The organism is Bradyrhizobium cosmicum, from assembly GCF_007290395.2.
Classification (GTDB): Bacteria; Pseudomonadota; Alphaproteobacteria; order Rhizobiales; family Xanthobacteraceae; genus Bradyrhizobium; species Bradyrhizobium cosmicum.
On record NZ_CP041656.2, the window covers coordinates 3,465,924 to 3,488,483 of the forward strand.

General features: G+C 65.0%; 20 protein-coding genes. 12 read left to right on the forward strand and 8 right to left on the reverse strand.

Going from position 1 to position 22,560, the window contains the following annotated elements:
* Positions 1-4 precede the first annotated feature (4 nt).
* From dxr to fabZ, 5 genes are all read left to right on the forward strand, one after another.
* A complete protein-coding gene (gene dxr / locus FNV92_RS16705; protein WP_143845639.1) occupies positions 5-1,228 on the forward strand; it encodes a 1-deoxy-D-xylulose-5-phosphate reductoisomerase in 1,224 nt (407 codons plus the stop codon).
* Positions 1,229-1,272: 44 nt separating this feature from the next.
* On the forward strand, positions 1,273-2,424 hold the full coding sequence (rseP, locus tag FNV92_RS16710) for an RIP metalloprotease RseP (protein ID WP_015685829.1): 1,152 nt from the start codon (positions 1,273-1,275) through the stop codon (positions 2,422-2,424).
* A 174-nt stretch (positions 2,425-2,598) separates the two neighbouring features.
* Entirely contained in the window at positions 2,599-5,157 is a 2,559-nt protein-coding gene (gene bamA, locus FNV92_RS16715) for an outer membrane protein assembly factor BamA (protein ID WP_143845638.1), read from the forward strand.
* Between the two features lie 125 nt (positions 5,158-5,282).
* Entirely contained in the window at positions 5,283-6,350 is a 1,068-nt protein-coding gene (gene lpxD, locus FNV92_RS16720) for a UDP-3-O-(3-hydroxymyristoyl)glucosamine N-acyltransferase (RefSeq protein WP_143845637.1), read from the forward strand.
* Positions 6,347-6,808, forward strand: coding sequence for a 3-hydroxyacyl-ACP dehydratase FabZ (fabZ, locus tag FNV92_RS16725; protein ID WP_008131325.1), 462 nt, complete (start codon positions 6,347-6,349; stop codon positions 6,806-6,808). The genes lpxD and fabZ overlap by 4 nt, the downstream gene beginning before the upstream one ends.
* A 9-nt stretch (positions 6,809-6,817) precedes the next feature.
* On the opposite strand, the gene FNV92_RS16730 is transcribed toward fabZ, so the two are convergent.
* Entirely contained in the window at positions 6,818-7,141 is a 324-nt protein-coding gene (locus FNV92_RS16730) for a KTSC domain-containing protein (RefSeq protein WP_143845636.1), read from the reverse strand.
* Between the two features lie 176 nt (positions 7,142-7,317).
* On the opposite strand from FNV92_RS16730, the gene lpxA reads away from it, so the two are divergent.
* Genes lpxA through lpxB form a run of 3 tightly spaced genes read left to right on the forward strand, consistent with a single transcriptional unit; the run spans position 7,318 to position 10,161 of the window.
* Positions 7,318-8,109 carry an acyl-ACP--UDP-N-acetylglucosamine O-acyltransferase gene (gene lpxA, locus FNV92_RS16735; RefSeq protein ID WP_143845635.1) on the forward strand — a complete coding sequence of 264 codons (792 nt, stop codon included), beginning with the start codon at positions 7,318-7,320 and terminating at the stop codon, positions 8,107-8,109.
* A gap of 7 nt (positions 8,110-8,116) precedes the next feature.
* Positions 8,117-8,986, forward strand: coding sequence for an LpxI family protein (locus tag FNV92_RS16740; RefSeq protein WP_143845634.1), 870 nt, complete (start codon positions 8,117-8,119; stop codon positions 8,984-8,986).
* A complete protein-coding gene (gene lpxB / locus FNV92_RS16745; protein WP_143845633.1) occupies positions 8,983-10,161 on the forward strand; it encodes a lipid-A-disaccharide synthase in 1,179 nt (392 codons plus the stop codon). Before FNV92_RS16740 ends, lpxB begins: the two co-directional genes overlap by 4 nt.
* Positions 10,162-10,279: 118 nt before the next feature.
* Here lpxB and gltA read toward each other — a convergent pair whose 3' ends face one another.
* Positions 10,280-11,584, reverse strand: a complete 1,305-nt coding sequence (gltA, locus tag FNV92_RS16750; protein WP_015685836.1) for a citrate synthase — start codon at positions 11,582-11,584, stop codon at positions 10,280-10,282.
* 146 nt (positions 11,585-11,730) lie between these two features.
* Positions 11,731-13,158, reverse strand: a complete 1,428-nt coding sequence (gene gltX, locus FNV92_RS16755; protein ID WP_143845632.1) for a glutamate--tRNA ligase — start codon at positions 13,156-13,158, stop codon at positions 11,731-11,733.
* Positions 13,159-13,312: 154 nt separating this feature from the next.
* On the opposite strand from gltX, the gene FNV92_RS16760 reads away from it, so the two are divergent.
* The 4 genes from FNV92_RS16760 to FNV92_RS16775 all read left to right on the forward strand — a co-directional run bounded on the left by FNV92_RS16760 (position 13,313) and on the right by FNV92_RS16775 (position 18,080).
* Complete coding sequence (locus FNV92_RS16760) at positions 13,313-14,992, forward strand: glutamine--tRNA ligase/YqeY domain fusion protein (RefSeq protein WP_143845631.1); 1,680 nt, start codon at positions 13,313-13,315, stop codon at positions 14,990-14,992.
* A gap of 9 nt (positions 14,993-15,001) precedes the next feature.
* Positions 15,002-15,388 carry a nuclear transport factor 2 family protein gene (locus FNV92_RS16765; protein ID WP_143845630.1) on the forward strand — a complete coding sequence of 129 codons (387 nt, stop codon included), beginning with the start codon at positions 15,002-15,004 and terminating at the stop codon, positions 15,386-15,388.
* Between the two features lie 83 nt (positions 15,389-15,471).
* On the forward strand, positions 15,472-15,705 hold the full coding sequence (locus tag FNV92_RS16770; protein ID WP_097668909.1) for a DUF2171 domain-containing protein: 234 nt from the start codon (positions 15,472-15,474) through the stop codon (positions 15,703-15,705).
* 95 nt (positions 15,706-15,800) lie between these two features.
* Entirely contained in the window at positions 15,801-18,080 is a 2,280-nt protein-coding gene (locus FNV92_RS16775) for a ComEC/Rec2 family competence protein (protein ID WP_168213686.1), read from the forward strand.
* A gap of 9 nt (positions 18,081-18,089) precedes the next feature.
* Here the strand turns inward: FNV92_RS16775 and FNV92_RS16780 are convergent, their stop codons facing one another.
* The 5 genes from FNV92_RS16780 to FNV92_RS16800 all read right to left on the reverse strand — a co-directional run bounded on the left by FNV92_RS16780 (position 18,090) and on the right by FNV92_RS16800 (position 22,363).
* On the reverse strand, positions 18,090-19,031 hold the full coding sequence (locus FNV92_RS16780; protein ID WP_143845628.1) for a GAF domain-containing protein: 942 nt from the start codon (positions 19,029-19,031) through the stop codon (positions 18,090-18,092).
* 249 nt (positions 19,032-19,280) lie between these two features.
* Positions 19,281-19,709 carry a hypothetical protein gene (locus tag FNV92_RS16785; RefSeq protein WP_015685844.1) on the reverse strand — a complete coding sequence of 143 codons (429 nt, stop codon included), beginning with the start codon at positions 19,707-19,709 and terminating at the stop codon, positions 19,281-19,283.
* 189 nt (positions 19,710-19,898) lie between these two features.
* Complete coding sequence (locus tag FNV92_RS16790; RefSeq protein ID WP_143845627.1) at positions 19,899-20,099, reverse strand: hypothetical protein; 201 nt, start codon at positions 20,097-20,099, stop codon at positions 19,899-19,901.
* A 174-nt stretch (positions 20,100-20,273) separates the two neighbouring features.
* Positions 20,274-20,975, reverse strand: a complete 702-nt coding sequence (gene lexA / locus FNV92_RS16795) for a transcriptional repressor LexA (protein WP_014494969.1) — start codon at positions 20,973-20,975, stop codon at positions 20,274-20,276.
* A 176-nt stretch (positions 20,976-21,151) separates the two neighbouring features.
* Positions 21,152-22,363, reverse strand: a complete 1,212-nt coding sequence (locus FNV92_RS16800) for a molybdopterin molybdotransferase MoeA (protein ID WP_143845626.1) — start codon at positions 22,361-22,363, stop codon at positions 21,152-21,154.
* Positions 22,364-22,560 lie beyond the last annotated feature (197 nt).

The following is a 22,560-nucleotide window of genomic DNA, read 5'->3' on the forward strand; positions in this document are numbered from 1 at the left end:
GGATATGAGCGCGGTCCCATTGCGTAACAACAAGGCTGCGGCGTCTGCCGTCCGCAGCGTCACGGTTCTCGGCGCCACCGGCTCGATCGGCGACAGCACGATGGATCTGCTGCGCGCCTCCCCCGAGCGCTACCGGGTCGAAGCCCTCACGGCGAACAGCAATGTCGACGCGCTGGCCAAGCTCGCCAGGGAATTTTCCGCGCGTTTCGTCGCGATTGCCGACACATCCAAGCTTGCCGAGCTGAAGGCTGCATTGGCTGGCACGAGCACCGAATGCGGCGCCGGTGAAAGCGCGGTGATCGAAGCCGGCGCGCGGCCGGCCGACTGGGTGATGGCGGCCGTCAGCGGCGCTGCCGGACTGAAGCCCGCACTCGCCGCGGTCGATCGCGGCGCGCATGTCGCGCTGGCCAACAAGGAATGCCTCGTTTGCGCCGGCGACTTCTTCATGCAGCGCGCAGCGAAAGCGGGCGCCTGCATCCTGCCGGCCGATTCCGAGCACAATGCGCTGTTCCAGGCGCTCGCCTCGGGTAATCGTGACGAACTCGTTCGCGTCATCATCACGGCATCCGGCGGCCCGTTCCGCACCTGGAAGCCTGCCGACATCGAGCAGGCCACGCTGGCCCAGGCGCTGAAGCATCCGAACTGGAGCATGGGCCAGAAGATCACGATCGATTCCGCCTCGATGATGAACAAGGGCCTCGAAGTGATCGAGGCGTCCTACCTGTTCGCGCTGAGCCCGGACGAGATCGACGTGCTGGTTCATCCGCAGTCGATCATCCACGGCATGGTCGAATTCTCGGATTGTTCGGTCGTGGCCCAGCTCGGCGCCCCTGACATGCGCACGCCGATCGCGCACTGCCTGGGCTGGCCGGACCGGATCAAGGGACCCGCCGCCAAGCTGGATCTCGCCAAGATCGGCCAGCTGACCTTCGAGGCGCCGGATTTCGAGCGCTTCCCCGGCCTGCGCCTCGCCTACGATTCGCTCCGGACCGGGAAGGGGGCGACCACCGTCTACAACGCCGCCAACGAGGTCGCGGTCGCAGCCTTCATTGCCGGCAAGATCCGGTTCGGCGCGATCGCGCGGCTGGTCGAGGCGACGCTGGACGACTGGATTCGGGGCGGGAACCAGACCCCGCTGACGTCAGCCGACGATGCAATCTCTGTTGACCATGTTGCGCGAAATAGAGCTGCCGCCCTATTGCCTCAAATTGCCTTAAAGGCATCCTAGATGGCTCGGGGCCAGGGCCTTGCGGCGCTGGATGAGGGAATTCGATGATCGACTTTTTCGTCCATAGTTTCAATACGTTGAGCCATGGGCTCCTCGGCTACGCAGTTCCCTTCCTGTTCGTCCTGACGATCGTCGTGTTCTTCCATGAGCTCGGCCATTTCCTGGTCGCGCGCTGGGCGGGCGTTCGTGTCTTAACCTTTTCGCTCGGTTTCGGACCTGAGCTGGTCGGTTTCAACGATCGCCATGGCACCCGCTGGAAGATCTCGGCGATCCCGCTCGGCGGCTACGTCAAGTTCTTCGGGGACGAGAGCGAGGCCTCGACGCCATCGTCCCAGACGCTCGCGGCCATGACGGCCGAGGAGCGCGCCGGCAGCTTCCACCACAAGAAGGTCGGCCCACGTGCCGCCATCGTCGCCGCTGGACCGATCGCCAATTTCATCCTGGGCGCCCTGATCTTCGCCGGCATGGCGCTGTATTACGGCAAGCCGAGCACGATCGCGCGCGTCGATGGTGTCGTGGCCGACGGCGCGGCGGCTGCGGCCGGCTTCAAGATCGGCGACGTCGTGGTGCAGATCGACGGCAAGCCAATCGAGAGCTTTGCCGACATGCAGCGAATCGTTGCGATGAATGCCGGTTCGGCGCTTGCCTTCCAGGTCAAGCGGGACGGCGCCATCGTGGCGCTGACCGCGACGCCGGCGCTGCTCGAGCGCAAGGATCCCTTCGGCAACAGCCACCGTCTCGGCGTGCTCGGCGTCGAACACAAGGCTCAGGCCGGCGAGGCCTCGACCACGCCGGTCGGCGTCGGCGAGGCGCTCAAGATCGGGGTCGAGCAGGTCTGGTTCATCATCACCAGCACCTTCAAGTTCCTGGGCTCGCTGTTCGTCGGACAGGGCAATCCCAATGAGGTCAGCGGCGTGCTCGGCATCGCCAAGATGTCGGGGCAGGCGGCCAGCGCCGGGTTCCAGTTCGTGATCAATCTGTGCGCAGTGCTGTCGGTGTCGATCGGCCTGCTGAACCTGTTCCCGATTCCGCTGCTCGATGGTGGTCACCTTATGTTCTATGCGGCCGAGCTGGTCCGCGGCCGCCCGTTGTCCGAGCGGACGCAGGAGATGGGATTCCGGATCGGGCTCGGTCTGGTGCTGATGCTGATGGTGTTCGCCACCTATAACGACATCCTGCGGATGGCGGCGTCCTGATAGGGGCTTTTTTGTGGCGTTGCTGATCAGCAACGTCTTGGAATGAAATTGAAATTACGGTGTCTGCTGCCGTTTGCGGCACCGAGGAAATTGGCTACAAGCGGCTTCGAACTTGGGGAATCTCCCGGACCAGCGTTGGGGTTGGGTCTGGTACTGATAAGGGCGCGTTGCGCAATGAAGTTTGGACTGCGACTCCGGGGTGGCTTGCTCGCAACCCTGATCATGCTCGGCGCGCCGGTGGTTGCCCCGGTTGGGGCTGTTTTTGTGTCTTCGTCTGCGCTCGCTCAGACCGTCCAGTCGATTTCCGTCGAAGGAAATCGCCGTGTCGAGGTCGAGACGATCCGCTCCTATTTCAAGCCGGGCCCGGGTGGCCGCCTGGATCAGGGCGCCATCGATGACGGCCTCAAGGCGTTGATCGAGACCGGCCTGTTCCAGGACGTGCGAATCAACCGCGGCGCCGGTGGCCAGATCATCGTCTCCGTGGTGGAAAACCCGGTGATCGGTCGCGTTGCCTTCGAGGGCAACAAGAAGATCAAGGACGAGCAGCTCACCTCCGAGGTCCAGTCCAAGGCGCGCGGCACGTTCTCCCGCGCCATGGTGCAGTCCGACACGCTGCGAATCGCCGAGATCTATCGCCGATCCGGCCGCTACGACGTGCGCGTCACGCCCGAAATCATCGAGCAGCCGAACAACCGCGTCGACCTGATCTTCACGGTCGAGGAGGGCGCCAAGACCGGCGTCAAGTCGATCGAGTTCGTCGGCAACAACGCGTTCTCGTCCTACCGCCTGCGCGACGTCATCAGGACCCACGAATCGAACCTGCTGAGCTTCCTCGCCAGCAACGACATCTATGATCCGGATCGCGTCGAATCCGACCGCGACCTGATCCGCCGCTTCTATCTCAAGAACGGTTTTGCCGACGTCCAGGTCGTGGCCGCGCTCACCGAATACGATCCGGAGAAGAAGGGCTTCAACGTCACCTTCAAGATCGAGGAAGGCTCGCAATACCGCGTCGGCACCGTCGACTTCCGCTCCAGCATTGCGAACTTCGACCCGACCTCGATGCGCGCCTATTCGCGCGTCAATGTCGGCGCGCTCTACAACGTCGAATCGGTCGAGAAATCGGTCGAGGAGATGCAGATCGAGGCGTCGCGTCGCGGCTTTGCCTTCGCCGTGGTCCGTCCCGGCGGCGACCGCAACTTCGAGGCGCACACCGTTTCCGTCGTGTTCAACATCGACGAAGGCCCGCGCACCTATATCGAGCGCATCAACATCCGCGGCAACACCCGCACGCGCGACTACGTGATCCGTCGCGAGTTCGACATCTCCGAGGGCGATGCCTACAACCGTGCGCTGGTCGACCGTGCCGAGCGCCGCCTGAAGAACCTCGACTACTTCAAGACCGTGAAGATCACGACCGAGCCCGGCTCATCCAGCGACCGCGTGGTCCTGATCGTCGATCTCGAAGAGAAATCGACCGGCGACTTCTCGGTCTCGGGCGGTTACTCCACGACCGACGGTGCGCTGGCCGAAGTCTCGGTCTCCGAGCGCAACCTGCTCGGCCGCGGCCTGTTCGCCAAGGCGTCGGTGACCTACGGCCAGTATGCCCGCGGCTATTCGCTGTCGTTCGTCGAGCCGTACCTGCTCGACTACCGCGTCGCGCTCGGCCTCGACCTCTATCAGCGCCAGCAACTCTCCAACAGCTACATCTCCTATGGCACCAAGACGCTCGGCTTCTCGCCGCGCCTCGGTTTCTCCTTGCGTGAAGATCTGGCGCTCCAGCTGCGCTACTCGATCTATCAGCAGGAAATCCAGCTGCCGGGCTATCTGGCGAACTGTAACAACAACCAGTTCCTGGCAGACGGCGTGACGGCGAATCCGGCGTTCAATCCAAGCCCGGCTTTCTCGGCCGCCACGGGCATTCCTCTGAATGCGGGGACTAACGGCCTCGGCTGCTACAGCGACGGTGAAGCCTCGCTGCCGGTGCGCAAGGAGCTTGCCAACGGCAAGACCCTGACTTCGGCGCTCGGCTACACGCTGACCTACAACACGCTGGACAACAACAAGAACCCGACCGACGGTCTGCTCGTCGACTTCCGTCAGGATTTCGCGGGCGTGGGCGGCGACGTCTCCTACCTGAAGACTGTTGTTGATGCGAAGTACTATGCTCCGCTGGTGTCCGACATCGTCGGCCTCGCTCGCCTCCAGGGCGGCATGCTGAACAAGATCGGCAGCCAGGATCTGCGCATGCTCGATCACTTCCAGATGGGCCCGAACCTCGTGCGCGGCTTTGCCCCCAACGGCATCGGCCCGCGCGATATGAACCCCTTCGGTACGCAGGACGCGCTTGGCGGCACCAAATATTGGGGCGCATCGCTCGAGTTGCAGATGCCGTTCTGGTTCCTGCCGAAGGAAGTGGGTCTGAAGGGCGCGGTCTATGCCGACGCCGGCGGCCTGTTCGACTATCAGGGCCCGACGACGTGGTCCCTGACCAACGAGATGACCACGACCAAGAACTCGAACTGCACGCCATCCACGGTCAATCCGCCCACGGCTGGAACCTGTACCGGCCTCGTGTATGACAACGGCAATGTCGTCCGGTCGTCGGTGGGTGTGGGTCTGATCTGGCAGTCGCCATTTGGACCGCTGCGCTTTGACTACGCCGTGCCGCTCACCAAGGGCAAGAACGACCGTACGCAGGAGTTCAGGTTCGGCGGCGGCACCTCGTTCTAATTCGATCAGCACAGCACGATCCGGACCAGCGGAGCCGGTTTCCGAAAGGGATCGTGCCACTTCAAGAGATGAGGCATGATGCGGCCTGACCGCTTCATGCCGAAGCCGGACCGCGACGGGGTGGAATGGCGCAGCCGACCTTCTTCAAGAAACCGCCTGCCTCAGCGCTGGCTGACATCGCCGCGCTGACCAAGGCGCAACTGGTCGATCCCGCGAGGGGCGACCACGTCATCACGGGTTTGGCTTCGCTCGACGAGGCCGGCCCGATGCACCTGGCGTTCTTCGACAACCTCAAATATGCCGACGATCTGAAGGCGACAAAGGCCGGCGCTTGCCTGGTGAGCCCGCGCTTCGAGGCCCAGGTGCCCGCGCACGTGGCCGTGCTACGGGTGGCGCAGCCGTTCCGCGCCTTCGTCGGGATCGCCCGGCAATGGCACGGCGATGCCCTGCGCCCGCAGTCCTGGGTCGGCAATGCCGGCATTGCGCCCTCGGCCATCATCGACCCCTCGGCGCGGCTGGAAGACGACGTCATTGTCGATCCCCTGGCCGTGATCGGCCCGGATGTCGAGATCGGCAGCGGCACCGTGATCGGCGCTGGCGCCGTCATTGGTCCCGGGGTCAAGATCGGACGGGACTGCAATGTCGGCGCCCGTACGGCCATTCAGTGTGCGCTGATCGGCAATGACGTGCTCATCCACCCCGGCTGCTCGATCGGCCAGGACGGCTACGGCTTCATCTTCTTCGGCCCCGAGGGCCATCTGAAAGTGCCTCAGACCGGCCGCGTGCTGATCCAGAACAATGTGGAAGTCGGCGCCGGCACCACCATCGATCGCGGATCTCTGCGCGACACCGTGATCGGGGAGGGCACCAAAATCGACAATCAGGTCCAGATCGGCCACAATGTGACGATCGGCCGGAATTGCCTGCTGGCGGCCCAGATCGGGCTCGCGGGCAGCCTGACGATCGGCGACAACGTGGCGCTGGGAGCAAAGGTCGGCATCAACAATCACCTCAAGATCGGCGACGGGGCCCAGGTCACCGCGATGAGCGGCGTCAAGGACGACATCCCGCCGAACGGTCGCTGGGGTGGCTTTTTTGCCAAGCCGACCAAGCAGTGGTTCAAGGAAATTATCGCGGTGGAGCGCCTGGTACGCGACAGCAAGGCCGATCCGAAGAACGAGGGACGGGAATGACGGCGGAATCACCCATCAAGTTCGAGCTGGTCGATATAAATGCGATCCTCCGGACGTTGCCGCACCGTTTTCCGATGTTGCTGATCGACCGGGTGATCAACATCCGCGCCGACTACAGTGGCATCGGCATCAAGAACGTCACCTTCAACGAGCCGGCCTTCCAGGGGCATTTCCCGGAACGCCCGGTCTATCCCGGCGTGATGATGATCGAGGCGATGGCGCAGACCGCCGGCGTGATCGGCATCACCTCGGTCGAGGGCACGGAGAAGCCGCGCGCGGTGTATTTCCTCACCATCGACAAGTGCAAGTTCCGCAAGCCGGTGCTGCCCGGCGACACCATCGAATATCACATGCGTTCGATCGGCCGCCGCAAGGCGATGTGGTGGTTTCACGGCGACGCCAAGGTCAACGGCCAGGTCGTTGCGGAAGCCGACGTCGGCGCCATGCTCACGGACTGAGGCGGCCTCTTACGTCCGGCAGTCGTAGCGGCCGGACACAGCCTCGCGCTTGAGATTCTGGTTGAAGAACCGGCCTATGGACGAAGCGTCCAACAGGCGCTCGACCATGTCCGCCGTCACGCCGCAATAGCGGTCATAGGTGCCGCCAACCGCAACGATGAGGTCCTGCTGCGCAGGGTCGTAGCAGACCCGCTGCAGCACCGTGCTGCGGGTGATGTCGCGGCACTCGAATGTCCCGAGATCGACAAGACGGCGTTCGCCGGTCTCGACCGTCTCCGACACGATCGGTGCGGTCGCGAGTTGTGCGAGCAGGATTGCCAGAGCCCTGACCACGATGACTTAAACCTCCACATGAGCGCGTTGAATGGATGCGAAGGCCGGTTCACCCGGCGTCTGAAACACGCCGAGATGATACGCCACTGGACAGATCGGGCATAGTCGCGCTAACCACCGGAAAACCAAGCGACTTCAACACCTAACCAGACCTTCTTGATGAGTCAGATTGCTTGATGAGTAAGATTGATCCCACCGCACGGGTCGCGGACGGCGCCGTCATCGGCGAGGGCACCGTGATCGGGCCCTATTGCATCATCGGCCCGCATGTCGTGGTCGGAAAGAACTGCAAGCTGATCGGACAGGTCACGGTCATCGGCCACACGTCGGTCGGCGACAACTGCGTGATCTCGCCATTCGCGGTGCTCGGCGGTGCGCCCCAGGATCTCAGCTACAAGGGCGAGCCGACAAAGCTCGAAATCGGCTCGGGTTGCACCATCCGCGAAGGCGCGACGATGAACGTCGGCACCATCAAGGGCGGCGCGCTAACGCGCGTCGGCAATGACGGCTACTTCATGAACAACAGTCACGTCGGTCATGACTGTATGGTTGGCAACAACGTGATCTTCGCGACCTCGGCGACGCTCGGCGGCCACTGCGAGATCGGCGATGCCGTCTATATCGGTGGCTTGTCCGCGGTGCATCAGTTCACGCGGATTGGCCCCTACGTGATGGTCGGCGGGGTCTGCGGCGTGCGCGACGACGTCATCCCGTATGGCCTCGTCAACGGCCAGTATGCGGTGCTGGAGAGCCTCAACCTGATCGGCATGAAGCGGCGCAAGTTCACCAAGCAGCGGCTTGCGACCGTACGAGCGTTCTACCAGAAGCTCTTCCACGGTGCGGGCACGTTCGCCGAGCGGCTGGAGGCGGTGCGGCCGCTCGCCGGCGAGGATCCGGCGATCGCCGAAATCCTCGGCTTCATCGGCAAGGGCAAACGCCCGCTCTGTCTTCCCGCCATCGCAAAGTGAGTCCGGGATGGCCGCGGACGCAACATCGGCGGCTTCTGATATTTCATCGCCGGTCGGCGTGATTGCCGGCGGCGGTGCGATGCCGTTCGCGGTCGCCGATTCGCTTGCCGCGCACGGCATCACGCCGGTGCTGTTTCCGCTGCGCGGCGCCTGCGATCCGGCGCGGGTGGAAGAATTCCGCCATCGCTGGATTTCGGTCGGCCAGCTCGGCCGCGCCATGCGGCTGTTCCGCGAGGAGGGCTGCCGCGACTTGGTCTTCATCGGCACCCTGGTGCGGCCTTCGCTGACCGAGATCCGGTTCGACGTCACAACGCTGCGGCTGCTCGGCAACGTCATCCGAGCCTTCCGCGGCGGTGACGATCATCTGCTGTCCGGCGTCGGCCGCATCCTCGAGCAGGGCGGCTTTCGCATGGTCGGCATCAAGGATGTCGCGCCCGATCTGTTGATGCCCGAGGGCTGCATCAGCCGCGCGTGGCCGAGCGACAACAGCAAGGCGGACATCGAGCGCGGCCGCGCGGTGCTGACCGCGCTCGGCCCGTTCGACATCGGTCAGGCCGCGGTCGTGATCGACGGCCATGTGGTGGCGGTCGAGGACATCGAGGGCACCGACGCGCTGCTGGCGCGCGTGGCACGCCTGCGCGAGGAGGGGCGCATCCGCGCCGCCACCGGACGGGGCGTGCTGGTGAAAGCGCCGAAGAGTGGTCAGGACCTGCGCTTTGACCTGCCGACGATCGGCCCGCGCACGCTCGAGGGCGTCGCCAAGGCCGGCCTTGCCGGAATCGCCGTCGTCGCCGGCAACACCATCGCCGCCGAGCCGCAGGCGATGATCGCGTTCGCCGACGCCAAATATCTCTTCGTCATCGGTCTGCCGGCGTGACGCAGACGCGCGATCCCAAGCGGAAGATCTTCCTGATCGCGACGGAGGAGTCCGGCGACCGGCTCGGCTCGGCGCTGATGAAGGTGCTGCGCCAGCGCCTCGGCGACGGCGTACAGTTCGTCGGCGTCGGCGGCCGCACCATGGCGCGCGAGGGGCTCGAGACACTGTTTCCGATTGAGGAGCTGTCGATCGTCGGTTTCGCCGCAGTGATCCAGCAACTGCCGAAAATCCTGCGGCTGATCCGCAAGACCGCGGACGCCGTGCTGGAGGCCGCGCCCGACGCGCTCGTCATCATCGACAGCCCCGATTTTACCCATCGCGTCGCCCGCCGCGTGCGCGCGACGAATCCCGCGATCCCTGTCGTCGATTACGTCTCGCCCTCGGTCTGGGCCTGGCGGCCGGGCCGGGCGCGCGCCATGCTCGGTTATGTCGACCATGTGCTCGGCCTGCTGCCGTTCGAGCCGGCGGAATACCGCAAGCTCGGCGGGCCGCGGTGCAGCTATGTCGGCCATCCCCTGATCGAGCAGCTGCCGTCGCTGCGGCCGAATGCCGAGGAGCAGAAGCGCCGTGATGCCGAGCCGCCGGTGCTGCTGGTGCTGCCCGGCAGCCGCCGCAGCGAGATCAGGCATCACCTCGAAACGTTCGGCGCTACACTTGGACGGCTCCAGGCCGCAGGCCGCGCGTTCGAATTGATGCTCCCGACCATGCCGCACCTCGAAGCTACCATTCGAGAGGGCGTGGCAAACTGGCCGGTCAAGCCGCAGATCGTGGTCGGCGAGACCGAGAAGCGCGCCGCATTCCGGATCGCGCATGCGGCACTGGCGAAATCCGGCACGGTGACGCTGGAGCTCGCCCTGGCAGGCATTCCCATGGTGACGGCCTATCGCGTCAGCGCGATCGAAGCCTTCATCCTGCGCCGTGCGGTCAAGGTCTCCTCCGTGATCCTTGCCAATCTCGTGATCGGCAAGGAGGTCATTCCGGAGTTTCTGCAGGAGGACTGCACGCCGGAGAAGCTCGCACCGGCGCTGTCCGAGGTGCTGACGGATTCCCCGCTACGCCGGCAGCAGGTCGAGGCGTTTGCGCAGCTCGACACGATCATGTCCACCGGCAACAAGCCGCCGAGCCTGCTCGCCGCCGACATCGTGCTCGCGACGATGCGGAAGGGGCGGCGGTAGGAATTTCGCTATCGTTGCGAGACGGTGGGCAGCCTGAGCTTCGCGCACCTTCAATCCCTACAAACGAAAGCGGCGCCATCGCGAGATGGCGCCGCTTCGGAAGCCCTGAGGCCTGAACTTACTTCCGGTTTCCGATCGCGACGTAGTCGCGCTTGGTGACGCCGGTGTAGAGCTGGCGCGGACGGCCGATCTTCTGCTGGGGATCCTCGATCATCTCGCTCCACTGGCTGATCCAGCCGACGGTGCGGGCGACCGCGAACAGCACGGTGAACATCGAGACCGGGAAGCCCATCGCCTTCAGCGTGATGCCCGAATAGAAGTCAACGTTCGGGTACAGCTTGCGGTCGATGAAGTACTGGTCGCTGAGCGCGATCCGCTCGAGCTCGAGCGCCACCTTCAGCATCGGGTCGTCGCCATGGCCGGTCTCCTTGAGCACGGCGTGACACATCTTCTGCATGATCTTGGCGCGCGGATCGTAGTTCTTGTAGACGCGGTGACCGAAGCCCATCAGGCGGACTTCGCTGTTCTTGTCCTTCACCTTGGCGATGAACTCGGGGATCTTGTCCACGGTGCCGATCTCGGCGAGCATCGCAAGAGCTGCTTCGTTGGCGCCGCCATGCGCCGGGCCCCAGAGGCAGGCGATGCCGGCGGCGATGCAGGCGAACGGGTTGGCGCCGGAGGAGCCGGCGATGCGCACCGTCGAGGTCGAGGCGTTCTGTTCGTGGTCGGCATGCAGGATGAAGATCTTGTCCAGCGCTTCAGCGAGCACCGGATTCATCTTGTAGTCCTCGCACGGCACGGCGAAGCACATGTGCAGGAAGTTCTCGGCGAACTTGAGCGAGTTCTTCGGGTACACGAAGGGCTGGCCGACGGTGTACTTGTAGGCCATCGCCGCCAGCGTCGGGATCTTCGCGATCATGCGCATGGAAGCGATCATGCGCTGCTTGGGATCGTTGATGTCGGTGGAGTCGTGATAGAACGCGGCGAGCGCGCCGACCGCGGCCACCATGATCGCCATCGGATGGGCGTCGCGGCGGAAGCCCTGGAAGAAGCGGGCCATCTGCTCGTGCACCATCGTGTGATGGATCACGCGGTCGTCGAAATCCTTCTTCTGCGCGGCGGTCGGCAATTCCCCGAACAGCAGGAGATAGCAGGTCTCGAGGAAGTCGCCGTTCTCGGCGAGCTGCTCGATCGGATAGCCGCGGTATTCCAGCACGCCCGCGTCACCATCAATATAGGTGATCTTGGACTGGCAGCTCGCGGTCGAGGTGAAGCCGGGATCGTAGGTGAACAGACCGGACTGGCCGTAGAGCTTGCCGATGTCGATGACGTCAGGCCCGACGCTGCCGCTGTGGATCGGGAGATCGTAGTTCTTGTTTCCGACCGTCAGCGTGGCGGTCTTATTGCTTGCTTTTGCGTCCATCAGAGGTCCCCGATGTGTGGTGAAACGGGCCGGACCCGGAAGCCCCCAAAAGACATGGTGGGGCAGGCCGGATATTCCAGAAGGTACGGGGGAGATGGGTATATTATTGCTGTGTGCGCTGCAAGATCATGGCAGGCATGGTCTACTTACGTCGTAGACTGATCCTTAAGCCGGCCCAGGCTCTCCTGGCGTCCCAGCACGTCCAGAACCTCGAATATACCAGGCGACGTCGTCCGCCCCGTCAGCGCTGCCCGCAACGGCTGCGCGACCGCACCGAGCTTGAGACTATTTTCCTCGGCGAAAGCACGCAGCGCGGCCTCTGTGGTGGCGCCGCTCCACGTCTCGACTTTCTCCAGCGCGGAATGAAGCTGGCCGATCAGCTTGCGGTTTTCCGCCGTCAGCAGCGCGGCCGCCTTGGGATCGAGCTCGAGCGGGCGGTCGGCGAAGATGAAATAGGCGCTGTCGATCAACTCGATCAGCGTCTTGGCGCGCTCCTTCAGGGCCGGCATCGCCTTGAGGAGCTGAGCCCGCGTGCCGTCGTTTAACTTGGCTTTAAGCTCGTCGCGGCTCGGCACTAAATGGTCGAGCACGTCCTCGAACATCTTCACGAGTGATTGATCGTCGGCGTGGCGGATGTAGTGACCGTTGAGGTTTTCCAGCTTGGCGAAATCGAAGCGGGCGGCGGCGCGGCCGACGGAGGCGAGGTCGAACGCGGCGATCATCTCCTCGGTCGAGAAGATCTCCTGGTCGCCATGACTCCAGCCGAGGCGGACGAGGTAGTTGCGCAGCGCCGCCGGGAGGTACCCCATGGCGCGGTAGGCATCGACGCCGAGCGCGCCGTGCCGCTTGGAGAGCTTCGAGCCGTCCGGGCCGTGGATCAGGGGGATGTGGGACATGCTCGGCAGCGCCCAGCCCATCGCATCGTAGATCTGCTTCTGGCGCGCGGCGTTGATCAGATGGTCGTCGCCGCGAATGACATGGGTGACGCCCATGTCGTGGTCGTCCACCACCACCGCGAGCATGTAGGTCGGGTTGCCATCGCCGCGCAGCAGGACGAGATCGTCGAGGTTCTCGTTCTGCCAGACCACGCGGCCCTGGACCTGGTCCTCGATCACGGTCTCGCCGGTCTGCGGTGCGCGCAGGCGGATGGTCGGCTTGACGTCGGACGGGGCGGTCGCGGGATCGCGGTCGCGCCACAGGCCATCATAGAGACGGGTGCGGCCTTCCGCGCGCGCCTTCTCGCGCATGGCCGTGAGCTCCTCCGCGGTGGCGTAGCAGCGATAGGCCTTGCCGTCGGCCAGCAACTGCTCGGCGACCTCGCGGTGACGGGCGGCGCGGCTGAACTGGTAGATGACGTCGCCATCCCAGCCGAGCTCCAGCCATTTCAGCCCGTCCAAAATCGCGCCGATCGCGGCCTCGGTGGAGCGCTCCCGGTCGGTGTCCTCGATCCGGAGCAGCATCTTGCCGCCGTGCTTCTTCGCATAGAGCCAGTTGAACAGCGCCGTGCGGGCGCCCCCGATATGGAGGAAGCCGGTCGGGGAGGGAGCAAAGCGGGTGACGACGGGATCGGTCATTCTTGGCAGGGCCTATGCATTGGAGGCGGTGGTATATAACAGGACCGGAGCATAACTAAAGCCCGGCAGCGGACTGCCAAAGCCTTGCTTAAGCCCTTGGCTCAGCCACGCGGATTTGGCAGAAGGACCGCTGATTTCCCTACAGGATTCCAGGATGAGCACAGAACCGGTGGCGACTGAGGTTGGGCGCGATTTCATTCGCGACATCATCCAGGCAGACCTTGATCAGGGCAAATACAAGGAGATCGTGACCCGGTTCCCGCCGGAGCCGAACGGCTACCTGCATATCGGCCACGCCAAGTCGATCGCGCTCAATTTCGGCATCGCCCAGGAGTTTCCGGGCCGCTGCCATCTGCGCTTCGACGATACCAACCCGGTCAAGGAAGAGCAGGAATATATCGATTCCATCCAGGCCGACGTGCGCTGGCTCGGCTTCGACTGGGGCAAGAACCTGTTCTTCGCCTCGGACTATTTCGACCGACTGTACGAATGGGCCGAGAAGCTGATCCGCGACGGGCTCGCCTATGTCGACGACCAGACCCAGGAGGAGATCCGCACGTCGCGCGGCACGCTGACCGAGCCCGGCAAGAACTCGCCGTTCCGCGATCGCTCGGTGGACGAGAATCTCGACCTGTTCCGCCGCATGAAATCAGGCGAATTTCCCAACGGCGCGCGCGTGCTGCGAGCCAAGATCGACATGTCGGCGGGCAACATAAATTTGCGCGACCCCGTGCTGTACCGCATCCTGCATGCGCACCATCCGCGCACCGGGACCAAGTGGAGCATCTATCCGAGCTACGATTACGCGCACGGCCAGTCCGACGCCATTGAAGGCATCACGCATTCGATCTGCACGCTGGAGTTCGAGGACCACCGGCCGCTCTACGACTGGTTCATCGAGAAACTGCCGGTGCCGTCGAAGCCACATCAGTACGAATTCGCGCGGCTCAACCTGACCTACACGCTGCTGTCCAAGCGCGTGCTGACCCAGCTCGTGCGCGACGGCCATGTCGCCGGCTGGGACGATCCGCGGATGCCGACCATGGCGGGCATGCGCCGCCGCGGCGTGCCGCCGGCAGCGTTGCGCGAATTCGTCAAGCGCATCGGCGTCGCGAAAGCCAACAGCGTGGTCGATGTCGGCATGCTGGAGTTCTGCATCCGCGAGGAGCTGAACCGCACGTCTCAGCGGCGCATGGGCGTGCTGCGGCCGCTCAAGGTCGTGATCGAGAACTATCCGGAAGGGCAGACCGAGGAGCTCGAGGCGATCAATCACCCGGATGATCCGTCGGCGGGTACGCGGAAAATCACCTTCGGCCGCGAGCTCTATATCGAGCAGGACGACTTCATGGAGAACCCGCCCAAGAAGTTCTTCCGTCTGTCGCCGGGCAACGAGGTGCGGCTGCGCTACGCCTATTTCGTCAAGTGTACCGGCGTGATCAAGAACGATGCCGGCGAGGTGGTGGAGCTGCGCTGCACCTACGATCCCGCGACCAAGGGCGGCAACGCGCCCGACGGCCGCAAGGTCAAGGCGACCATGCACTGGCTGCCTGCGGCGACGTCCAAGCCGGCGGAAATCCGCATCTACAACCAGTTGTTCGCCAATCCGAGCCCGGACGCGTCGAATTTCGCCGCCGACCTCAATCCGCAGTCGCTGGAGATTTTGCCGGACGCCCGGATCGAGGCATCGGTTGCGGAGAGCAATTCAACCGAGCCGATGCAGTTCGAGCGTCAGGGCTATTTCGTGCGCGACAAGGACTCGACGCCGGGCAAGCCGGTATTCTCCAGGACCATCGGTCTGCGCGACACGTTCGCGAAGGAAGTCGCCAAAGGCTGAGGGACCACAATGGGCAGTGAAGCCGACGCCATCGTTTCCGCCATCATCGCGAAATGGTGCGCCGGCTTCGCCACGCTCGACGCCGCCGCGCTGTCGTCGCTCTATGCCAAGAACGCGTTCTTCTTCGGCTCCAACCCAAAGCTCTACAGGGGCAGGGACGGCGTCGCCGACTATTTCAACGGCCTGCCGCGCTGGCGCAAGCCCAGCGCGACCTTCACCGACGTGCGGGCCGCGCAGGCCGGCCCTGACCTGATCAACATGGGCGCAACCATCTCGTTCGATCTTGCCGGCGAACGCCCCGATCTCGTCGTCAAGATGAGCTGGGTCATCATCCGCGAGGACGGCGACTGGAAGATCGTCAATCACCACGCCTCGGCGAAGGCGCCGCTGATCTGACGGGCGCGCACGGCATCGTCATATCAATCGAAGCAACGAACTCCGCCCCCGTGCGTTGTGTGGGTCCAGAAGAGGATCCCACCATGCAGAACATCGCAGAGCATATGGAAGTCATCGGCGCCGATGGCGTCCACGTCGGCACCGTCGACAAGATCGAGGGCAACCGCATCAAGCTGACCAAGAAGGACAGCGGCGAGGGCAGCCACAAGGGCCACCATCACTTCATCGACAAGGGCCTCGTCGCCGGTGTCGAAGGCAACAAGGTGCGGCTGTCCGCCAAGGCTGACGTCGCCGTGACGATGGAAGAGGAAAAGTAGGGCTCGCGCCCGCCCGTTCCTGATCCGTACCGCTATTCGCGCGCCTGCACGTTCCGGTAGCCTCTGGCCCCGTCGCGTATCGCAAGGTGCAGGGAATGGCGGAGTCGGGCCGGCCAGTACGGTCCCAGGGTGTCGCGGGGACTTGGCCCGTCGGCCGACCTGCGTCGGTTGGCGGCCTCGCGCCGGCAGGGTCAGGCCTTTGGCCTGCCCTCGTCGAGACGCTGCGCGAATGGGGGCGCGCCGAAGCCGGCGCCGGGCGGCTGTTGCCGTGGGTCCCCGTCGCCTTCGGCGGCGGCATCGCGCTGTACTTTGCCGCCGATCATGAGCCCGTGCTTTGGGTCGTTGCCGCGACGGCCATCGCGCTCACGCTTGGGGCGGTTCTGCTGCGGAGAAGCCGGCTGTTTGCGCCTGCGATCATGATCGCAGCGGTCGCGGCCGGCCTTGCCGCGGCGACCTGGAAGACGGCTCGCATCGCGCACACCGTGCTGGCAAAACCGCTCTATTCGGTGTCGCTGTCGGGCTTCGTCGAGACCCGCGACATCCGCGAACGCACCGATCGTTTCGTGCTGCGCGTCACCGCGATGGAGGCGCAGCGCAGCGACGTCAGGCTCGAGCGCGTGCGCCTGTCGGTGCGCAAGGGCACCGCGCCCGAGGTCGGCAGCTTCGTGCAATTGAAGGCGCGGCTGATGCCGCCGATCACGCCGGTGCGCCCTGGCAGCTACGATTTTTCCCGCGACATGTTCTTTCAGGGCATCGGCGCGTCCGGCTTCGTGATGGGCGCCATCGCGGCCTCCGTGCCGCCTGATGCTGGCGGCCTGCGGCTGCGCTATGCCGCGATCATGCAGGGCCTGCGCGATGCGATCGACGCCCGCATTCGGGCCACGCTCGACGGCGACAACCGCGCGATCGCGACCGCGCTGCTGACCGGTCGGCGCGATGCGATCACCACGCCCGTGAATGATGCGATGTTCATCTCGGGGCTCGGTCACGTGCTTTCGATCTCCGGCTACCACATGGCCGTGGTCGCCGGCGTGGTCTTCTTCGCGGTGCGTGCACTGCTCGCCTTGATCCCGGGACTGGCGGTCGGCTTTGCCATCAAGAAGTGGTCGGCGGCTGCGGCGCTCGTCGCAGCCGCGTTCTACCTGCTGCTGTCGGGGGCGGAGGTCGCGACGCAGCGCTCGTTCTTCATGACGGCTGTGGTCCTGATCGCGGTGATGGTCGATAGGCGCGCCATCACCTTCCGCACGCTGGCGGTGGCCGCGTTGATCGTGCTGGCGGTGGCGCCGGAGTCGCTGGTTCATCCCAGTTTTCAGATGTCGTTCGCGGCAACGCTCGGGCTGGTGGCGCTGGTGCAGATCGGCATGCCGAACCTGTTTGCCTCGCCCGATCATTCGGCGACGGCGCGCATCGCGATGTGGGGCGGCCGCGAGATTGCGATGCTGTTCCTGGCCTCGCTGATCGCGGGGCTTGCGACCACGCCCTATGCCGCCTTTCACTTCCACCGCGTCACTCCCTACGGTGTGCTCGCCAATCTCGGGGCAATGCCGGTGGTCTCGGCGCTGGTGATGCCGGCGGGACTGCTCGGACTCATTGCGGCGCCGTTCGGACTCGATGGTGTGTTCTGGTGGCTGATGGGGATCGGCATCGACTGGATGATTGCGGTGTCGCGCTGGGTGGCGGCGTTGCCGGGCGCGATCGGCCGCATCCCGGCTTTCGGCATTGCGCCGCTGATCGCGGCCAGCCTCGGGATCATTGTGATGGGCCTGCTGCGCACGCCGCTGCGCTGGTCGGGCGGGCTGCTGCTGTTGGCCGCGATCGCCTGGGGGCTATCCGTTCGGCAACCTGACATTCTCATCGCCGGTGACGGCCAGAGCGTTGCGGTGCGGGGCAGGGACGGACACCTGCATCTGATCCGGGCGAGCAAGGACAGCTTTCTGTTGAAGGAGTGGCTGGCGGCCGACGCCGATCCGCGCGGCGCCGGCGGCGCCTCGCTCAGCGACGGCGTGTCCTGCGACGAGTCAGGCTGCGTGACGCCGCTTGCCGACGGCCGGCTGGTCGCGCTGGCATTGCGCATCGATGCGCTTGCGGACGATTGCAGCCGCGCCGCGCTGGTGGTGACGGCTCGGCCCGCGCCCCCGGATTGCGCGGCGATGGTGGTCGATCGGCAGCGTCTTTCGGCCCAGGGCGCGCTCGCACTGACACAGCGAGGGGATGGTTTTGCGGTTCAGGCGATGAAGGCGAGGGGCACTGACCGCCCGTGGTCGCCGGCGACCGCCGGTGAGGCTGATTTCGGCGCGAGCCTCGCGCCGCAGGCGGCAGCTCCCCGCAACCGGGACGCGACGCCGTCGGAGGCGGACTTGCAGGCCGAGGACTGATCGGACGGGTTACAGGTACCAAGCCAGCACGGCATCGAGCCCCGTGCTCCCGATCACCGGCAGGGCCACCATCTGGCTCAGCCCAGCTGTGCGGGCCTGAGCTGCCGCGATCGAGCCGTCATGCGCGAGGTCGTCATTGAGCGCGGGCATGCCGGTGGCCCAGGCGCCGCCGATGCTGCCGTCGCCGTGAGCGATGGATTTATCCGCATAGAGCGCGGCGAGGTCGGTCTGAGCGCTGCAATCGCCGGCGCGAAACACCAGCGCCGAGCGGGCCTCGTTCGGGACCCAGATCTCGAAGCGTCGCGCGATCGGCGTGGCCTGGGCCGAGAGGAAGGTCAGCACCCAGGTCTGATCGGTGCCGGTCCGGTAGGGCACGCCGACACCGAGATTGATCCCGACCTTGGCGGCGTCCTCCCAGCGCAGGAAGCTCTTGGCGTCGTGCAAATCCTTGATGATCAGCGGCAGGTCGGCTTTCCAGGTGCGGCCGGGCAGGCCGAAGCCGCGCGGAAACCGGGTGTGGCGGGAGTTAAACTCGAACATCTCCGCCGCGCCGTAATAGCCGTCGACCAGCCCCATCTCGTGGGACATTTGAGCGTCGTTGTGCCAAAGCTCGATTGCGCCGACATGTGCCTCGTCGTCACCGCAGAACAGCACCATGACGGCTTGCAGGAATTCGCCGGCGAATACCGGCACGGCCACGCCGCAGGTGAGGCCGGCTGCGAGCGCCTGATCCGTCCGCTTGAAGTAGGAATTCGCGAATTTGGTGAGGATCACGGGATGGCCGCAGGCCCAGGCCTTGCCGGGAAGGCCCTCGTCATACCCGAAACGCAGATCTTCGCTGGCGGCCTTGAACGCGGATAGCCCTTCGCTGTAGAGGCCGCCGCCGAATTTCAGCCGCATGCGCGTCCGGTCGGGCACCCAGAGTTCAACGACGCGAATGAAGGTCTTCATCGAACGTGCCCGCCTCCAAGAGCCAAGACACCAGCCGGGACACCAACCGGAACAGCATCGGCCATTTGCTTGCGGAACGGACGTTCAAAATTCAGGCAGGACCGCGCAAACTTCGTGCGGCGGAGAGGGATGGTGGGCTGGCTTCGCCGTTTCGGGTTCTGGAGACGCAAACCAATCCGTGTCGCCGGCCTCGGCCGGCGATGGCGATTTCAATCCCGTGTCCCGACTCGAAGGCCGGGGATGGCTGCGTTAGCCGATCGGCAGGCGGGTGATGGTCGGTCGGCCGTTGGCGTTGGACTGCGGCTTGTTCTCGCCAGGGGGCTGTGTCACCGGCAGTTGCAGCACGGTCGCGTGCTGGCCTTCGACGAGCTGCGTCACCAGCACGTATTTGCCGTCGGGGAATTCGATCGCGTCATGATGACGGTCGGGAATGTGTGGATCGATCTTGCCGAACTTGCCGACGCGGGAGTTTACGGTGCGCGTCCAGATCCAGCGATTGTCGTAGCGGACGTTGTCGGCGAAGGCGAGCTCCGTTCCCGGCAGCAGGCAGACCGCAACGGTCGGATCAGCTGCGGAGGCAAAGCCGCGCGTCGAGGTGCCGCGGAAGGTTGTCGAGACGATCGTCTCGCCGATTTCCGCGGGACGCGATGCGACGGCATGCAGGCTGTAGTCACACATCGGGATGCTCCTCATGCAAGATAGCAGCCCGCGCCTCTTCTGAGGCGGAGGCCTCTATCAGAGTGGAAGCACCAAGCGTCTGCCCGGTTGTAGGCAAATCTGCGGCTCGCCGCCGCAGGCCGCGATCACATTATCTTTTTCGACCGCGCTGGGAACAATGCCTGTTGCCGTGCATTCCGGCCGCGCGTGTCAGCGCCCCGCAGGCGCCGACCAGCCCGAATACTGCCAGCCCGGCTGCGACGGCTGCTCCACCGCGTTGCGTGCATTTCTGACTTGTTCGCTCACGGCGTTGTCCTTGCGGACGTGGTGCCGCGCTTGTGCGGCAACGGCCTGCGACGCTGATGCTGCGACCAGCGCCGCCGTGACTGCGCTTATGATGATCTTGCGCATGACTTCTCCTCGACTCTTCAAGGCCGCACAGCGATGAGTGCTTCGTGCGGCGTGTCGAGGATGTAGCGCCGGAGGAGGGGGCGGATAATCTGCGCGAAACCAGAAGGACTATCCAGCGGGAGCGGACAATCGTCCGCTCCAGTCGTTGACCGCGATCGCTGATCGCGGACGGGTCTAGTATTTCCGGTAAAGCCCGATCAGCTTGCCCTGGATCTTCACCCGGTTGGGCGGCAGGATGCGCACTTCATAGGCCGCATTGGCGGGCTCGAGAGCGATCGAGGCGCCGCGGCGGCGGAAGCGCTTGAGCGTCGCTTCCTCGTCGTCAATCAATGCCACGACGATATCGCCGGTGTCGGCGCTCTCGTTGCGCTGGATCAGCGCCATGTCGCCGTCGAGGATGCCGGCCTCGACCATAGAATCGCCGCGCACTTCCAGCGCGTAATGCTCGCCCGAGCCGAGCATGTCAGGCGGTACACTGATGGTGTGGCTGCGGGTCTGCAACGCCTCTATCGGCGTACCGGCGGCGATCCGGCCCATGACCGGTACCGCGACGGGACGCTCGCCCTCGTCGGCGGGCGGGCTGGAGGTGGTGCGTACCTTGCCGAGATTGCCCTCGATGACGCTCGGCGTGAAGCCGCGGCGGCTGCCGGCGGCGGCCTGAAGCTCGGGAAGCTTGATCACCTCGATGGCGCGGGCGCGGTTCGGCAGCCGGCGGATGAAGCCGCGCTCCTCGAGCGCGGTGATCAAGCGATGGATGCCCGATTTCGAGCGCAGATCGAGCGCGTCCTTCATCTCGTCGAAGGAGGGCGGCACGCCGCTTTCCTTCAGCCGTTCGCTGATGAATCGCAGAAGCTCGTATTGTTTGCGCGTTAACATCTCGACCAAAATCCCCCGGTTGATGTCGTCCGATTCCGAGACGCTGAATTCAGCAGTAAGCCGCTACATGCTCGAAACAAATCATGAACGGACACTATATGTTCGATACATGTTCCGCAACTGCTTAATTTACCGTGAACGCCGCAGAGTTCGCGGAACGCATGCGAACGAGGCGGTCAGACGGGCAGTCGCAACACCTCGCAGGGCGCGCCGGATTCGGCCTTCGGCGCGAACGGCGCGCGCACGAGAAGTGCCTGTGCTGCAGCGAGATTCGAAAGCAGCGAGGAATCCTGGTCATCGACGGGAATGGCAGCGAGCGTGCCGTCATCACGCAGCTCGAGGCGTGCGCGCAGATAATCCTCGCGCTGGTCATTGGCGCGGACGTCGCGGCCGAGCACCGCGCGCTCGCGGCGGTGATGAATCACCGAGCGGCCCGACAGCGCACGAATCAGCGGTACCATGAACAGGAAGCCGCACACGTAGGATGACACGGGGTTGCCGGGCAGGCCGATCACGCGCATCGCCCCGAGCCGGCCGTTCATCATCGGCTTGCCCGGCCGCATAGCGATCTTCCAGAACGCCATCGAGACGCCTTCGTCCCGCAGCGCCTGCTGGACCAGATCATGGTCGCCGACCGAGGCGCCGCCGGTCGTGATCAGGATATCGGCGCCACTCTCGCGGGCGCGCCGGATGCCGGCGGTGGTCGCTGCAAGCGTGTCGGCGGCAATACCGAGGTCGATTGTGTCGGCGCCTTCGCTGCGGGCGAGCGCATGCAGGGCGTAGCCGTTGGAATAGACGATCTGGCCGGGACCCGGCGCGCTGCCCGGCATCACCAGCTCGTCGCCGGTGGCGAGGATGGCGACCTTCGGACGGCGGCGGACGGGCAAATGCGGGTGATTCATGCCGGCGGCGAGCGCGAGGTCGCGCTCGGTGAGGCGGGCCCCCTTGCGCAACAGCACGTCTCCTTCCGAGAAGTCGACGCCGGCGGGACGGATGTGACGCCCGGTCACGGCGGCTTCCCTGATCGTGACGCGCTTGCCCTCGGCAACCGTATCCTCCTGGATCACGACGGCGTCGGCACCATCAGGAACGACGCCCCCGGTGAAGATCCGCACCGCTTCGCCGGCGCTGACCGTTCCCGCAAACGGCCGGCCCGCCGCGACCTCGCCGATCACTTTCAGTTGGGAATCGATCTTCGCCGCATCGGCCGCGCGCACCGCATAGCCGTCCATCGCCGACATTGCCTGCGGCGGCTGCGTCCGCAGCGCGGCGATATCGCGCGCGAGCACACGGTGAAAGGCCTGGCCGAGGGCGACCGCTTCCTCGGCCAGAGGCTCTGCACCCGCCAGCACGGACGCAAGCGCATCGGAAACCGGCATCAAGGCCACGGGTCAGACTCCTGCGAGCACGTTCTGCAAATCGGCGGCGAGAGTTCTAGCTGAGTGCAGGCGCGGAGGCAAAACAGCGATGGCGCAGGATGACTTATCCTGCGCCGTCTGACTTGCGGGCGAAGGGGAACGTCAACGAAGGATAGACGTCAGCTCCGCCGCTGCATGATCCGAGAGGCGAGACAGAGCGGCACCAG